General features: G+C 36.6%; 15 protein-coding genes. 5 read left to right on the forward strand and 10 right to left on the reverse strand.

Annotation, left to right across the window (positions count from 1 at the left end; all coding sequences use genetic code 11):
• Window positions 1–35 precede the first annotated feature (35 nt).
• Window positions 36–299 carry a hypothetical protein gene (locus RV04_RS02810; RefSeq protein WP_071856953.1) on the forward strand — a complete coding sequence of 88 codons (264 nt, stop codon included), beginning with the start codon at window positions 36–38 and terminating at the stop codon, window positions 297–299.
• A 59-nt stretch (window positions 300–358) separates the two neighbouring features.
• Here the strand turns inward: RV04_RS02810 and RV04_RS02815 are convergent, their stop codons facing one another.
• The 8 genes from RV04_RS02815 to obgE form a co-directional block, all read right to left on the reverse strand.
• The gene (locus tag RV04_RS02815) at window positions 359–871 is read right to left on the reverse strand and encodes an adenine phosphoribosyltransferase (RefSeq protein ID WP_071856954.1); all 513 of its coding nucleotides are present in this window, start codon (window positions 869–871) and stop codon (window positions 359–361) included.
• 15 nt (window positions 872–886) lie between these two features.
• Entirely contained in the window at window positions 887–3,166 is a 2,280-nt protein-coding gene (gene recJ, locus RV04_RS02820; RefSeq protein ID WP_071856955.1) for a single-stranded-DNA-specific exonuclease RecJ, read from the reverse strand.
• Window positions 3,167–3,257: 91 nt separating this feature from the next.
• Window positions 3,258–3,686: a LapA family protein gene (locus RV04_RS02825; RefSeq protein WP_071856956.1), complete on the reverse strand. Its 429-nt coding sequence runs from the start codon at window positions 3,684–3,686 to the stop codon at window positions 3,258–3,260.
• A gap of 8 nt (window positions 3,687–3,694) precedes the next feature.
• Window positions 3,695–4,483 (reverse strand): SDR family NAD(P)-dependent oxidoreductase, encoded by a 789-nt coding sequence (locus RV04_RS02830; protein WP_071856957.1) that lies wholly within the window; start codon window positions 4,481–4,483, stop codon window positions 3,695–3,697.
• 43 nt (window positions 4,484–4,526) lie between these two features.
• Window positions 4,527–5,450 carry a ribonuclease Z gene (gene rnz, locus RV04_RS02835; protein ID WP_071856958.1) on the reverse strand — a complete coding sequence of 308 codons (924 nt, stop codon included), beginning with the start codon at window positions 5,448–5,450 and terminating at the stop codon, window positions 4,527–4,529.
• A gap of 85 nt (window positions 5,451–5,535) precedes the next feature.
• The gene (locus RV04_RS02840; protein ID WP_071856959.1) at window positions 5,536–6,072 is read right to left on the reverse strand and encodes a DUF456 domain-containing protein; all 537 of its coding nucleotides are present in this window, start codon (window positions 6,070–6,072) and stop codon (window positions 5,536–5,538) included.
• Window positions 6,073–6,267: 195 nt separating this feature from the next.
• Complete coding sequence (locus RV04_RS02845; protein ID WP_071856960.1) at window positions 6,268–7,002, reverse strand: winged helix-turn-helix domain-containing protein; 735 nt, start codon at window positions 7,000–7,002, stop codon at window positions 6,268–6,270.
• 667 nt (window positions 7,003–7,669) lie between these two features.
• Window positions 7,670–8,983 (reverse strand): GTPase ObgE, encoded by a 1,314-nt coding sequence (gene obgE, locus RV04_RS02850; protein WP_071856961.1) that lies wholly within the window; start codon window positions 8,981–8,983, stop codon window positions 7,670–7,672.
• A gap of 266 nt (window positions 8,984–9,249) precedes the next feature.
• On the opposite strand from obgE, the gene gap reads away from it, so the two are divergent.
• Together gap and RV04_RS02860 are read left to right on the forward strand one after the other, a co-directional pair.
• The gene (gap, locus tag RV04_RS02855; RefSeq protein WP_071856962.1) at window positions 9,250–10,260 is read left to right on the forward strand and encodes a type I glyceraldehyde-3-phosphate dehydrogenase; all 1,011 of its coding nucleotides are present in this window, start codon (window positions 9,250–9,252) and stop codon (window positions 10,258–10,260) included.
• Between the two features lie 151 nt (window positions 10,261–10,411).
• The gene (locus tag RV04_RS02860; RefSeq protein ID WP_071856963.1) at window positions 10,412–11,158 is read left to right on the forward strand and encodes a peptidylprolyl isomerase; all 747 of its coding nucleotides are present in this window, start codon (window positions 10,412–10,414) and stop codon (window positions 11,156–11,158) included.
• 26 nt (window positions 11,159–11,184) lie between these two features.
• On the opposite strand, the gene fabZ is transcribed toward RV04_RS02860, so the two are convergent.
• Complete coding sequence (gene fabZ, locus RV04_RS02865; RefSeq protein ID WP_071856964.1) at window positions 11,185–11,634, reverse strand: 3-hydroxyacyl-ACP dehydratase FabZ; 450 nt, start codon at window positions 11,632–11,634, stop codon at window positions 11,185–11,187.
• Between the two features lie 161 nt (window positions 11,635–11,795).
• On the opposite strand from fabZ, the gene fabI reads away from it, so the two are divergent.
• Window positions 11,796–12,551 carry an enoyl-ACP reductase FabI gene (gene fabI, locus RV04_RS02870; RefSeq protein ID WP_071856965.1) on the forward strand — a complete coding sequence of 252 codons (756 nt, stop codon included), beginning with the start codon at window positions 11,796–11,798 and terminating at the stop codon, window positions 12,549–12,551.
• Between the two features lie 93 nt (window positions 12,552–12,644).
• Entirely contained in the window at window positions 12,645–13,028 is a 384-nt protein-coding gene (locus tag RV04_RS02875; protein ID WP_071856966.1) for a VOC family protein, read from the forward strand.
• A gap of 47 nt (window positions 13,029–13,075) precedes the next feature.
• Here RV04_RS02875 and RV04_RS02880 read toward each other — a convergent pair whose 3' ends face one another.
• A complete protein-coding gene (locus RV04_RS02880; RefSeq protein WP_071856967.1) occupies window positions 13,076–14,107 on the reverse strand; it encodes a branched-chain amino acid aminotransferase in 1,032 nt (343 codons plus the stop codon).
• Window positions 14,108–14,202: the final 95 nt, after the last annotated feature.

Below are 14,202 nucleotides of genomic sequence, written 5' to 3' on the forward strand. Positions count from 1 at the left end.
ACACATGTTCGTATTTTTATTAGGAGTGATTATTGATGAAAACAGTAAGAAGATTTGGTTTAGTTATCGCAGTTTTGTTGCTTGGTTTCTTGATTGGTAAGTTAGGGTCTTTGGCTACGATCGTCATTTTTTCTGGTTTGTTTCTTGTATGGTTCATGTTATGGGATGAACGCACTTATACCCAACACTATGCAGAACATCAATATGAAGAAGATGTGGAAGTTGAGCAGTATTATAAAGAACCTGCTGAGGATTTTTATTACGTTACCTATGATCAGCAATACCATAAGTCCGCTTAATAGAAAAACTAGTAGACTTAATATAAAAAAAAGAAGCCGAATCGGCTTCTTTTTTTATATTAATAATCCATCAAAGTTAAGATGTCATATCCTTGAATTTTATCTCGACCATGAAGTTCTTCTAATTCAATTAAGAAAGCACAACCAACAACAATCCCACCAAGTTGTTCTACAAGTTCAATTGTCGCTTTAATTGTTCCGCCAGTCGCTAATAAGTCATCCGTGATCAATACACGTTGGCCAGGTTTGATCGCATCGCGATGAATCGTCAAAGTATCTGTACCATATTCTTTTTCGTATTCTACTTCGATCACTTCACGAGGTAATTTGCCAGGTTTGCGAACTGGAGCAAAGCCTAAGCCTAATTCAAATGCTACTGGACAGCCCACGATAAATCCGCGTGCTTCCGGTCCTACGACCATATCAATTTGTTTTTCTTTTGCATAATTTACGATTTGTCTTGTCGCTTCACGGTAAGCTTCACCATCTGCCATTAGTGGTGAGATATCACGGAAGACGATCCCTTCTTTTGGATAGTCTGGGATACTGGCAATATAATCTTTCAAGTTCATTTTGGTTGTTTCCTCCTAGCTTTTCAGCCAATTTCTAATAGTTTGAATATCATTCATCAACAAAAATTCTTCACTATCTATTTGCAGCACACGTTTTTGATAAATTTCGCTCTCTTCAAAAGCCCGAGCTTGTGGGGATGCGACCATTTTTAAAACGCCGTCGTCTATTGTAACAAATTTTAGCTCAGAAAACACGTGAATCATGAATACTAATAATTTTTCTGGAATTCTTAAGTAATTTGAAACAATTTTTAACTTATATCGGATATCGACACTTGTTTGCTTATGGAAAAATTGATACAGTTTCGCAAACTGGTCGCGATTGGGCATTCCGTTTAGATACGATTCATCCGAACTATACAAATAAAGATATACACGTTCAAAATTCCCACCACGGATTATTTCTTTCAATACTTCTTTCCGGTCTGGACAATCTAATACAATCAATTGATCATAATCTTGCCATAGAATGGTTTCATCATATAAAGTGATCGTCTCTTGTAACTCTTTAGCAAAAAATTTCTGACTCGCTTCTTGAAAAGCTAAATATAGTGGACGTCCGTTTTCAAGTTTTTGCTGCCACGTATATTTGGCGCGACGATCAATAATTTGTAACCCTGATGAAGCAAAATCAATCAATCGTAATTGCACTTTCTTTTGACCGTTCCATTCATTGATTTCTAAATCACCTACAAAACGCGTTTCCGGTTGTTGTAATTCTTCGGCGACATCACCAAAGCCAAAACCAATTGCATCGAGTTGATTTCCTTCGTCTTTCAATGAAAATTTAACGTGCTGCTGGTCACCGCCGATACGTTTACAGAAATTCACATCTCCATTGACTAAAAAGTGTGGTGCAGGATTGTCTGTACCAAATGGCGCTAATACTTTCAACTCATCAACAAATTTTAATTGAATATCAGAAAGCGCTAAATGTTCATCAATTAATAATTTGGGCCCTTGATCTAAATTGATTTGGTTTTTATCGATATACTCATTCATGGACTGTTGCAATCTCACTAAATTAGCTGAAGGCATCGTTAAACCAACTGCTGCAGCATGACCACCAAAATGAGTAAATTCAGAGCGCATCGTATTTAGCATGGCATACAAGTCTAACGCTTCAACGCTACGGCCGGAACCTTTAGCGACACCTTGGTCATCGATCGCTAATACGATTGTCGGATGGCCAGTTTGTTTTAAAATATTACCAGCCACGATTCCTAAGACTCCTGGATTCCAATTGCTCCCGGCAATCAAATGAACCTTGTCTTCTGGATTAACTAACGCTTTAGCTTCTTCAGTTATTTCCTGTACGATAGTTTTGCGTTCATTATTGATTTGATCCAATCTTTCTGCTAATCCATGAGCTATTTCCTCGTCAAAAGTTGTCATTAGTTCAACAGCAGGATTGGGATCTCCTAATCGTCCGATTGCGTTTAACCGCGGTCCTAAACTAAAGCCGATACTAGTCTCATCAACTTTTTGAAGTTCAACACCACTCACTTTTAATAATTCTAACAATCCTAAACGCTGTGTTTGTTTGATTGCTTGTAATCCTAATTTAACTAGATTGCGATTTTCGCCTGTCATAGAGACTAAATCGGCTACCGTACCAATCGTAACCAAATCTAACATTTCCAATGGTACTTCTTCTAACAATGCCGTTGCTAACTTAAAAGCAACTCCTGCTCCTGCTAGTTCACCAAAGGGATAATGTCCTTGCGGATGTCGAGGGTGAATAATACAATAAGCATTCGGCAGTACTGGCGGCATTTCATGGTGATCAGTTACAATCACATCTATTCCTTGGTCATTTGCATAATCGATAGCTTCATTACCAGCTACACCATTGTCTACGGTAATAATTAATTGAATGCCTTCGTTGATTTTTTCAGCAAAAAGTGCCTGATTGGGACCATACCCATGAATAAAACGATTCGGTAAAACATAGTGCACGTTCGCACCGATCATTTCTAACGTTTCTAACATAATCGATGTGCTGGTAATCCCGTCAGCATCATAGTCTCCGTAAATCAAGATTTCCTGCTCTTCCATGATAGCGGTTTGAATACGATCCACTGCTTTATCCATATCGTGCATCAAAAACGGATCATGAAGTTCATCGAGATCTGCTTTCATCAATTTAGTAAAAGCGTCTAAGGTATGTATATTACGGTTCCATAAAAGTCGGATAAAAGTTTTGCTGTATCCTTGATTTAATAATTCGGTTTCAAAGGTTGAATCAATGGCTTCAGTTTCAATCACTTGCCAATCAAAATTAGATTTTTTCACACTATCACTTCCCAACCGTATTAGTATAGCAAAAATAATTCCCACAAGAAAGAGAAGAAGACCTTAGTTTAGCTACCAAGGTCTTTCTTTACTAATCATAATAATCGATTGGATGTGTTGAAGAATTTTCAGAGGATTCGTTCGATTTAGCTGCGAGTGCCTGATCTTTTTCTTTTAATAAGCTCTCATAATTTGCTTTCAACACCGCAAGTTCATTTTCTTGTTCTCGCTGGAATTTAGCTTTTTCATCTGCTAATTTTTGTTCATTATTGACTTCGTATTCTTGAAGCGTTGTTTTCAGTTCTTTGATCTCTTTTCTTTGTTGAAAAAGTGTCGCACCGGACGTAAGAAAAACAACTACTGCCCCAATTAGTGCAGAACCAATAATCACCAATACTAAAGATAAATAAACTTTTTTGACTAAAAAGTTTACAGGTATTTCTTGGCTATTTGAAAGTGCAAAAATCACGATAACTAAAACCAAAATAAATCCGAGAAAAACTTTCCATTGTTTTCTCATTTGCTTTCCTACTTCCTATTGAATAATCCACTCGCTAAAAAATCACCCAGATGCGGGAACAGATCATAAAAACGGCTAGCGCCTGACATAATCAATGGACGATTGATTTCACGAGTCGGTTTACCCATCTTGTTGACGATAACTTTGGCCAATTTCTGAGGATCTAAGACGATACTTCCTAAATTATCTAAATAGCTACCACTTGGATCTGCTTTATCAAAAAATTCTGTTGCTATTGGACCAGGATTGATCGTAGTGACATAAACATTTGCTGGTCGTAATTCTAAACGTAAGGCATTTGAAAAACCTAAAACTGCAAATTTAGTTGCTGAATAGACTGTCGATTTTGGCGTTGCCATCTTTCCAGCCATTGAAGCCACATTAAAAATATGTCCACTTTGTTTTTCAACCATTGAGATAGCTACTTTTTGAGTAAAGTACATCATGCCTAACACATTGACATCGAACATTTTTTTAGCCACATCGAGATCAAAATCAACAAAATCTTCAAACAAACCAAATCCAGCATTGTTGACTAAGATGTCAATCGGGCCAACCTCATCTGAAATTTTTCCAAGTACTGATTCGACATTATCAGGGTCTGAGATATCTAATTGGAAAGCATATGCCTCTTTGCCGCTTAAGGCCTGACATTTTTCTTTGACTTGTCCAATCAAATTAATACGACGGGCACAAGTTACGACAATTGCCCCTTGTTTTGCAGCCTCATAACAAATTTGTTCACCCAGTCCTGCTGAACCTCCCGTTACTACTACTACTTTATCGGTTAAATTCATTCATTTCCCTTCTTTCGCTTAAAATGAGTGTTTAGATGGTCTTTTATGAAAAAGGCACTTCAAAGGTATCGAAGTCTTTGGCTACTTTTGTATTGGCAAAAACTTCTTGTGCTTCTAATTCGAGTTCTTTCGCTTCCTTCGCTAAATAGCGGGCTGAGATATGTGTTAAATACAATTGTTTCGCTTGAGCTTCTTTCGCAATTGTCGCAGCCTGCTGTGTCGTCGAATGAAAATAAGCTTTCGCTAGTTTTGCTTCATTTTTGTTGAAGGTACTTTCATGGACGATCACATCGCTATCTTTGGCAAAAACACTAGATTTTGCTGTAAAACGAGTATCGCCAAAGATCGTTATGATTCGACCTTGTTTATTTTCGCCAACAAAATCTTTGCCATTGATTACTCGACCATCTTTTAGTGTAACTGTTTGACCTTGTTTTAATTTTCCATAAACCGGTCCAGCAGGGATATCTAACGCTGCTAATTTTTCAACTTGCAACGTCCCCTCATGATCAGCTTCTGTTACACGAAAACCAAAACTATCAATTCCATGATCAAATAACATCGCCTCAACCGTAAATTGTTTGTCTTTAAAAATAACTCCTTCTTCAAGTTCAATAAACGCTAACGGATAAGTCAGATGTGTCTTGGTTACTTGAAGCGAGGTTTTAACATAATTTTCTAAACCCACTGGGCCATATATCTCAACTGGTTCTTCTCCCCCTTGGAATGAACGGCTACTTAATAATCCCGGTAATCCAAAGATATGATCGCCATGTAAATGAGTAATAAAAATTTTCTCGATTTTCCGAGGTTTGATATTTGTTCTTAAAATCTGCATTTGCGTGCCTTCTCCGCAATCAAATAACCAGATTGAATTTCTTTCATCTAATAACTTCAATGCTAAGCTACTGACATTCCGATGTTTTGCTGGAACACCTGCGCCAGTTCCTAAAAATTCTAGTTCCATAGTTTCCCTGACTTTCTATCAAATTAATTTCATTCTAGAAGAAAGTCACAGTTAGTGCAATCTAATTCTAAGAATATTTATACTTTTATTTTTCTTCTTCCCTTTGCGCCGAATCTGAATTCTTTGCCATTTCTTGTGCTTTTTTTACATCGGCTTCTACTTCTTCATATTCTAAACGAGTAATTTCGCCGCCTAGTTCCATCATGATTAGCTGATTCAAAGGCCGATTGTCTTCTTCTTCTGCGATGAGTAGTAGTGCCGTGTCGCCTTCACCGATTTTATCAATTAAGAATTCGAAAACACTATTTGCTTCACGAATTTCTTTCGCATCCCGAGTAGCACCAATCATTCCTCCGGTGAACCACCCAAGCAACACGCCGATGGGGCCTCCTAAAATTCCAACCATCATACCAATCAAGCCGCCAGTAGAACTTTTGTTATTGCCAGTAAAATCTAAGAAGTCTTCGATTTGGAACTTGTGCTCGCCATCATTTGAATGATGGATGACTGCCATCTGTTCACCTTTGACTGCTTTGGTCATGTGTAATTTTTTAGCTTTCGAAAAAGCTTCATAAGCCTTTGATTCCACATCAAAATTCATAATAATTACTCTTTTTTCCATTTTTATCGCCCCTTTTATTCTTTAAACTAAGTGTAGCAATAAAAAGAGCATTTGAGAAATAGAACGAGTCTTTTATCAGCTAATTTTATTATCTTCTCTTGACTATAAAAAGTTTAAAACGCAAGGTATTTAGCATTTTTTGCCATTTCGCAAAAAAAAGAGAGCCAAAAGTATTATCTACTGGCTCTGCTTTTTTTATTTTGCTATTTTGATTTCTTCCATGATCCGATCATCGATAACGTAATGATCAAAAAAGACTTTAGAGAGTTGATAGCCTTCTCCCCAGTTTGTTCGAATAACATCATATTCAACACCGTCGATTTTTAATTTGTTACGTAAATGCTTGATGATTGTAGACAGACGTGTCATGTGGCTCGCTGAATCGCTATCGCCCCAAATTTTAATCGCTAAGTCATTTCTGCTGATTGGTGCATCTTTTGTAGCAATCAGTGTACTTAACATTTCGCGCTCAGAACGCGTTAAATTCCATAATGGCAATGGACGTTTTTCATAATCACTACGCTCTTCTTGAGTTTTGAAACCAAAACCAACTGAATAGATTGAATCTTTCGTTGTTTTTTCGGCTAATTTCTCTCTAAGGCTGCTGAGTGATTCTTCTTCAAGTAGCCACTCATCGATCCCTGAAGCTTCCCATTCCGCCTTTTCTTCATCTTGTGGGAAACTATCCGTTTTGCGGATAATTGTAAATTTATTTCCGACAGCTTCTAAAATTATTGACAATTCTTGGTCTGAAACAGTTTCACTAATGATCAGCACATCAAAATAGCCCATTACTTCTGATGGAATTTGTTCTGCTAATAGCATTGATAATATTTTTGATGAACTCAATACCTCAATGTTCAAACGTTGTAATTTTTCAACCAGTGGCCGTTCTACTAAAATATTATGTGTTAAAATTAATACTTGCATTAAATTATTCCCCTTTTTCTATCAAAAATAATAATCCAACTCATATCAGTCTGGAATATTTATCAATTAATAATATAATTATCGCTTGGTACTTTCTAATATTACACTTGCAAAACATCATATGCTATAAAAAAGCTTATATTTTAGTAATCACAATTAGAATTATCAGTAAGTTTTTTGGGTTAAAAAACCTTTTGTTTAATAAAATAATTTAATTGTCATTTTAAAACAACAAATTTTTAAATTATTTCTTAAATTAACTAATAAAATATGTGCATAAATAAACAAAGTCCTCCATTAGATTGGTTACTCCTTTTATGCTTTAATTATCCTAAAAATCAGGAATTCTATTTTTAAATTTCTGCTTTGTATTCATTTATTTGCTAACATTTTTTGGTAATTTAAACGTTTGTTCACATTGTTTCATTAAGTATTTTCAAAAACATTCATTTTTTTATTCTCAGATAAATAACATTGATTTCTATTAATAAAAATTTTCTTTTTTTTGCGTTGTCTCTTATATCGCCTTCAATCAAATATTTCTTTTTAAAGTAAAATAAACATTTTATTATTTATTGGCTTTTAGAATATGTTTATGTTTTTCAATAGAAATTAAAAAGAAGCTAAGACAAAAGTAGTTTCCTACTTTTGTCTTAGCTTCTTTTTGTTAGTCTACAAATTCAAATTCAAATTTATCAATTCGCACGATATCGCCATCTTTAGCACCTCGTGCACGTAAAGCCTCATCTACGCCCATTGAACGTAATTGACGCGCAAAACGCATGACTGTTTCGTCATGATCAAAATTGGTCATTTTGAACATTTTTTCAAGTTTATCACCAGTCAATACCCAAGTAGCGTCTGGTTCTCGAGTGATCATAAATTCTGGTTCATCTGATTGGAAACCATAATTCACTGTATCCTCTTCGACGTCTTCATCGTATAACAAGAATTCTGGTGTCACTTCTAAAAGATCAGCAGTAGCATTCAACAGATTGTCTAAGCCTTGCTTGGTAAATGCTGAAATAGCAAAGACTGGCATGTCATCTGCGAATTCATCTGTTTTTTCTTTTTTTAATTTAGCTTTGAATTCTTTTAGATTTTCTTCTGAATTCGGCATATCCATTTTATTAGCCACAATAATTTGTGGACGTTCTAATAATCGTAAATTGTGGGTACCTAATTCTTTATTGATCGCTTGATAATCTTCATAAGGGTCGCGCCCTTCCATTCCACTCATATCAATCACGTGTAAAATGACCCGTGTTCGCTCGATATGACGTAAAAATTGAGTTCCTAGGCCAACACCTTGTGAAGCTCCTTCAATCAAGCCTGGTAAATCAGCTGCGGCAAAACTACGGCCATCACTTGTTGTGACCATTCCTAGATTAGGAACTAAGGTTGTAAAATGATAGGCTCCGATTTTTGGTCGTGCTGATGAAATGACAGATAGAATTGTTGATTTACCTACCGATGGAAAACCGACTAAACCAACATCTGCTAATACTTTCAATTCTAATTCAATATTGCGCTCTTGTCCGGGCTCACCGTTTTCAGCTAGTTCAGGCGCAGGGTTTCTTGGTGAAGCAAAGCGTGTATTTCCACGACCTCCACGACCTCCCTTAGCGACAACTAATTCTTGACCATTTTCAATTAAATCACCGATCAAGGCGCCAGTATCTGAATCACGAACAGTTGTACCTGGTGGCACACTCACATAGGTATCTTCTGCTCCATGACCGTGCATTCCTTTACTCATTCCATTTTCACCTGGTGTTGCTCTAAAGTGGCGATTGTAACGAAAATCCATCAATGTGCGTAAGCCTTCATCGACTACTAGAATCACATCGCCCCCTTGGCCTCCATCACCACCAGCTGGTCCACCGTCTGGCACATACTTTTCACGACGAAACGCAACCATTCCATCTCCACCTTTACCGGCTTTGACATCAATTGTTACTTGATCTAAAAACATGGACATCTTGGTGTCCTCCTTATATATATTATTATTATGACTAATGAATCTCCACACTAAACAAAGTCTTATATATTGTAGCTAGAATAGTCGGAAAAGTCCATTCTTATTAGATAGAAGCTGAAAAAAAATGGAAGTCTTATCTTTTTTTAAACTATTTTGATTGCCTTATTTCATCAGGTAATATCTTTTGACAAAAAAATTGAAGCGTTGCACAATTAAATTGTAAAGCAGATTTCTTTGCTTGATAAAAAAAGGAGGAACTTTTGGTTATGACAGTAAAAGTAGGTATTAACGGATTTGGACGTATTGGTCGTTTAGCTTTCCGTCGTATTAAAGAAGTATCAGATGATATCGAAGTAGTAGCAATCAACGATTTAACTAGTCCTACAATGTTGGCACAATTATTACAATTTGATTCCACACATGGTACTTATCCTGGCACAGTTACTGCGACAGAAGATTCAATCGTTGTTGACGGTGAAAGCACACGTGTTTACGCTGAACCTGATGCAAGTAAAATTCCTTGGGTGAAAGAAAATGGTGTGGATATCGTTTTAGAATGTACTGGTTTTTACACTTCTGAAGAAAAAGCACAAGCTCATATCGATGCAGGTGTTAAACGTGTCGTTATCTCTGCTCCTGCCGGACAAATGAAAACCATTGTTTACAATGTAAATGATGATACTCTTGATTCAAATGATAAAATTATTTCTGCGGGTTCTTGTACAACAAACTGCCTAGCTCCATTAGCTTATTTCTTAAATGAAGAATTTGGGATTGAAGTTGGAACTATGACAACTGTCCATGCCTATACTTCTACTCAAATGTTATTGGACGGCCCAGTTAAAGGTGGCAACTTGCGTGCTGCTCGTTCAGCTGCAGATAATACTATTCCACATTCTACTGGTGCTGCAAAAGCGATTGGTTTAGTTATACCAGAATTACAAGGAAAATTACAAGGACATGCACAACGTGTGCCGGTTGTCGATGGTTCTTTGACTGAATTGGTTTCAATCCTTAAAACTAAAGTAACGGCTGATCAAGTCAATGAAGCAATCAAAAAACATACTGTCGATAATCCATCATTTGGCTATGATGATCGCGAAATCGTTTCTGGTGATGTAATCGGAACGACTCAAGGATCTATCTTCGATCCAACTCAAACAGAAGTAACTTCTGCTGGGGACTATCAATTAGTTAAAACAGTTGCTTGGTATGACAATGAATATGGTTTTACTTGCCAAATGATCCGCTTATTGGAAAAATTTGCTAACTTATAAAAGAAGTTGTCTTTTAAAAGGAGATCTTTTAGATCTCCTTTTTTGTTGTGATTTACCCATTTTTGAAGCAAAAGTCATGCTTTTTTCATAGGAACTCCCTTAAAAATTTGTTATCATATTAGAGATGACAAACTTTTTAAAGGAGAAATGTATGCAGTTCAAAAAAATAATCATAGGTGCAAGCTTAGCATTATCTATTGGTTTACTGGCTGCTTGTGGAACAAGTAGCAGTACTTCAAGTACAAAAGAAACTAGTACAAAAACAACGGAGTCTAGTGTAGATTTGAATAAATTAGATTTACCTCAGCTCAGTACCGATGTTTCAAAAGATGAATATCTAGTAGAAATGGTAACTACAGAAGGGAGCATCAAAATCAAACTATTCCCTAAACAGGCACCTAAAGCGGTTGAAAACTTCGTTAAACATGCAAAAGATGGTTATTATAAAGACACGCCCTTCCATCGCGTGATTCAAGACTTCATGATCCAAGGTGGCGATCCTAAAGGCGATGGCACTGGTGGAGAAAGCATTTGGAAAAAAGGGTTTAAAACCGAAGATTCCAACCAACTTTATAATATTCGTGGCGCTCTTTCAATGGCACGAGCAAGTTCCCGTAACAGTAACGGCAGTCAATTCTTTATTGTAACTAATAATGAGGATGTAAGTGATGGTCTAGCGATTCAATATTATCCTAAAAAAATAATTGATGCTTATAAAAAAGGTGGCGCTCCAAGTCTAGATGGCGATTATACTGTGTTTGGTCAAGTTATCGAAGGCATGGATGTCGTCGATAAAATTGCCGGTGGTGAAGTTAAAGCTAATGATTCCGGTGAAAAGTCTACGCCAGTCGACCCTGTAAAAGTAACTGAAATCAAAATTCTACAAGAACCAAAATAAAAAAACTTGCCTCACGGCAAGTTTTTTTATTTTTTTTGTTCCTTATCGCCAACAATAAACGTAAATTCGCATTCTGTTACAGTTTTATCTTCTACTGTCGCCCATGCTTTTGCTGTTCCTACAGGACCTTTAACTTTTTGAATATCAAAATTTAAAAATAATGTATCACCTGGACGAACAAATTCTAGAAAATTCGCTTTATTGATTCCGCCAATATAAGCCGTTTTTCCTTCAAATGCGGCGGATTTCAAAATCAATAAGGAGCCTGCTTGCGCTAACGCTTCGACAATCAGTGTTCCTGGCATAATGGGTTCTCCCGGAAAATAGCCTTGGAAAAAGTCTTCATTCATTGTTAAATTTTTAACGGCAGTGATATGTTTTTCGTCTTCAAATTCGGTTACCGCATCTAAATAGTAAATAGGGAAACGATTCGGGATCGTAGCCATAATTTCTTCGACATTCATAATTTTTTCCATTTTACACCTCTATGAATATTTTATTTGATTATCAAACTATCATATTCTACAACTATAATCAAGGACTAATAGAATTATGAAAAAAATAGTTTGACAATCAAAGCATTTTCCAACATAATGATAGCATATTATTTATCTATTATTTAGGAGCGTGTCATTTAATGTCAATTTTAACTGGAAAAAAAATTATCGTAACTGGTGTTGCGAATAAAAAAAGTATTGCTTGGGGATGTGCCAATGCGATTGCTGCTCAAGGTGCTGAAATCATTTATACTTACCAAAATGAACGTATGAAAAAGAATTTAGTCAAACTTGTTGGCGAAGATGCGCATATGTTTGAACTTGACGTTGCAAGTGATGATAAAATCAAAGCGACCTTCGAATTAATCAAAGAACAATTTGGAACAGTTGACGGCTTGGTCCACTCGATTGCTTTTGCCAACAAAGAAGAATTATCTGGGAATGTTACTGAAATCACTCGTGATGGTTTCCAATTAGCCCAAGATATCAGTGCTTATTCATTATTAGCGGTCTCAAAATACGCTGCACCTTTAATGACTGATGGTGGAAGCATTGTGACCATGACTTACATGGGGTCTGAACGCTCGATCCCTAACTATAATATGATGGGAATTGCAAAAGCGGCTTTAGAAGCAGAAGTTCGTTACCTAGCAACTGAATTGGCACCAAAAGGAATTCGTGTAAATGCTATTTCTGCTGGAGCTATCAAAACATTAGCTGTCACGGGTGTGAAAGATTACCAATCACTATTAAGTCTTTCAGAAGAAAGAACACCTGATAAAGTGTCTGTTACTATCGAAGAAGTCGGAAATTCTTGTGCCTTCCTACTTAGTCCACTAGCTACTGGGATCATCGGCGATGTGATCTATGTAGACAAAGGCGTTCATTTAAGTTAATGCTAAAAGATGTGCTTCATTCAGCACATCTTTTTCTTTTGTGTTAAGCTTATAATGATAACGGATTCATATTATTCATTTTGGAGGTTACTAATGAAGATCGAACATATCGCATTATATGTTAATGACTTGGAAACAAATAAACACTTTTTCGAAACTTATTTTGCCGCTAAAAGCAATCAGCAATACCATAATCCAAAAACCGGATTGCGCACGTATTTCTTAACTTTTTCTGATGGTGCACGCTTAGAGCTAATGTCTCGGCCTGAAATGACTGAAAAAGAAGTAGCATTATTTTTAACCGGCTACACCCACTTAGCATTTTCTTTAGGCTCAAAAAAAGCCGTCGATCAACTAACCCAACGCCTCGCTGATGATGGTTTCAAAATCGTCTCTGGGCCACGAACAACTGGAGATGGTTATTATGAAAGTTGTATTTTAGGCCCAGAAAACAATCAAATTGAAATCACTGCATAAAAAAACGCCGCGTTAGCGACGTTTTTTTTGATCATCTGTTATAAAAATCAGCTTTTCACTTTCGTTTCTACTTCAACGACCCAACCTTTTGGCGCTTCAACATCGCCAAATTGGATACCAACCAATTCTTCATATAACTTTCTTGTTACAGGACCAGTCTCTGTTTCACTATAAAAGACATGGAAATCATCGCCGTTTTGGATACCTGCAATTGGTGAGATGACTGCAGCAGTTCCGCAGGCTCCAGCTTCAGCAAATTTATCTAACTCATCCAAACAAACATCGCCTTCAATAGCTTCCATCCCAAAACGCTCATGAGCCAAGTATAGTAATGAATATTTAGTGATACTTGGTAGGATCGATGGCGACTTAGGTGTAATAAATTGATTGCTATGAGTAATACCGAAGAAGTTAGCCGAACCGACTTCTTCAATTTTTGTATGTGTTGCTGGATCTAAGTAAATACAATCAGAAAAATTACGATCATGCGCATGTTGCCCAGGTAATAAGCTGGCAGCGTAGTTCCCACCCACTTTTGCAGCACCGGTACCAAATGGCGCCGCACGATCATATTCTGACACAATAAAATTACTTGGTGTCAACCCACCTTTAAAGTATGGGCCGACTGGCATACAAAACACACTAAATAAATATTCTGGCGCTGGGCTTACTCCAATATTCGGACCTACTCCGATTAAATAAGGACGTAGATACAAGGTCGCACCCGTTCCATAAGGTGGCACATACTCTTCATTTGCAGCAACTACTTGCTTCACAGCATCGATAAACATTTCTTCCGGCACAGCTGGCATTTGTAACCGTTGTGCACTTCTATTTAATCGCTTAGCATTTTCAGTTGGTCTGAATAAATTGATTTTCCCATCTTTTCGACGATATGCTTTTAATCCTTCAAAACACTCTTGTCCATAATGGAGACTAGTTGACCCTTCATTGATGGTGATCATGTTATCTTCTGTTAGTTGCCCTTCATCCCATTGACCGTTCTTCCAATGAGAAATATAGCGGAAAGGTGTTTTAATATAGTTAAATCCCAATTCTTCCCATTTTATATTCACCATTTTATCATCTCCTTATTATTTATTTGTTAGTCTATCACTTTCCTTTGCAAAAGTCATGATTTTTTTCAATTTTCTGTAAATTGTTTTATTACTGA

The sequence above is a fragment of the Enterococcus hermanniensis genome (assembly GCF_001885945.1).
GTDB lineage: Bacteria > Bacillota > Bacilli > Lactobacillales > Enterococcaceae > Enterococcus_A > Enterococcus_A hermanniensis.